General features: G+C 64.2%; 2 protein-coding genes. Both read right to left on the bottom strand.

Annotated elements, in window-relative coordinates; genetic code table 11:
* On the bottom strand, positions 1-799 hold a 799-nt coding region (locus tag EN742_RS34760; protein ID WP_148670516.1), incomplete at its 3' end, for an ABC transporter permease.
* The coding region (locus tag EN742_RS34755) for an ABC transporter permease (RefSeq protein WP_148670515.1) at positions 796-1,504 on the bottom strand (709 nt) is incomplete at its 5' end. The genes EN742_RS34760 and EN742_RS34755, both read right to left, overlap by 4 nt.

Here is a 1,504-nt window from a genome sequence, read left to right as displayed (position 1 = left end):
GCGTGCGCCTGGCCGCCCGTCGGCGCAGGATCTCGGCAATGGTCATCAGCAGGAAAGAAGCGAGGAGCAGCAGCGTGCCCAGCGCCAGCACACCCGGCAGCTTGGCCGCGAATCGCAGCTGGCCCCAGATGTAGATCGGCAGCGTCGCCTCGGTGCCGGTCAGGAAGAAGGCGATGATGAACTCGTCGAGCGAGATGGTGAAGCAGACGAGCAGGCTGGAGATGATCGCCGGCATCACCATCGGCAGTGTCACCCGCCGGAAGGTGCCGAAGGCACTCTCGCCGAGATCGGCGGAGGCTTCCTCGAGGCTGCGGTCGAAGCCCTCGAAGCCGGAGGTCAGCACCGTCATCGAATAGGGGATGCAAACCAGCACATGGCCGAGCACGACGGTGAACAGCGACAGGCTGAGGCCGAGCTGCAGCATCACCAAGAGCATCGAAATGGCGACGATGACCTCCGGCAGCACCAGCGGCGCCATGATCAGCCCGTTGATGGCGCGTCGGCCGGGGTAGCGGTAGCGGGTGATCGAGCGGGCGGCCAGGATGCCAAGCACGGTCGACAGGACCGAAGCGGAGACGCCGACGATCAGGCTGTTCCAGGTGGCGTCGATCAGCGCCGGCGTGCGCGGCAGGTCCTCGTACCATTTGAGGGTGACGCCCGAGAGCGGGAATTTCGGTGTCGCCGCGGTGTTGATCGAGAAGATCGGCAGGAAGACGACCGGCAGATAGAGGAAGGCGACATAGAGGAAGGCATAGGCCGATAGCCAGCCGCCTGGGAGCAAGCGTTTGATCGCCATCATCGAGCCAGCCTCTGCGCGGCGCGGATGATCAGCACCGTGGCGCCCGCCATCAGCGTCACGATCACCATGGTGGTAACGGAGAGCGCGGCGCCCAGCGGCCAGTTCGACGCCTTGCCGAACTGCGCCTGGATGGCGTTGGCGATCATGACGCCGTCCTTGCCGCCGACCAGCTTCGGCGTCACATAGTCGCCGACCGTCGGGATCATGACGATGAGCATCGCCGAGATGACCCCCGGCGTCGACAGCGGCAGGGTCACGCGCAGGAAGGAGCGCAGCGGGCCGTCGCCGAGATCCGTCGCAGCCTCGACCAGCGTACGGTCGACTTTTTCCAGCGAAACGAAGATCGGCAGGATGGCGAAGGTCGCCCAGGCATGGGTCAGCGTGATGATGACGGCGCTCGAATTGTAGAGCAGCGCGGTAGAAGGCTCGTCGATGATGCCGAGGCCCATCAGGCCGGAATTCAAGACGCCGTTGTAGCCGAGGATCACCTTCCACGACATGACCCGCAGCAGGTAGCTGGTCCAGAGCGGGATGGTGATGAGGAACAGCCACAGGCTCTTGTGACGGCCGCCGTGGAAGGAAATGAAATAGGCGATCGGGTAGGCGAGGATGACGGTGAGCACGCTGACCGTCAGTGAGATGTAAAGCGAGCGCCAGAGCAGATCGCGATAGATCGGCTCGGTCAGTGCGATGCGGTAATTCTCC

The sequence above is a fragment of the Mesorhizobium sp. M4A.F.Ca.ET.020.02.1.1 genome, from assembly GCF_004022645.1.
GTDB lineage: Bacteria > Pseudomonadota > Alphaproteobacteria > Rhizobiales > Rhizobiaceae > Mesorhizobium.
The sequence above is the reverse complement of the archived record's forward strand: the minus strand, read 5'-3'. Positions and strand labels throughout refer to the sequence as shown.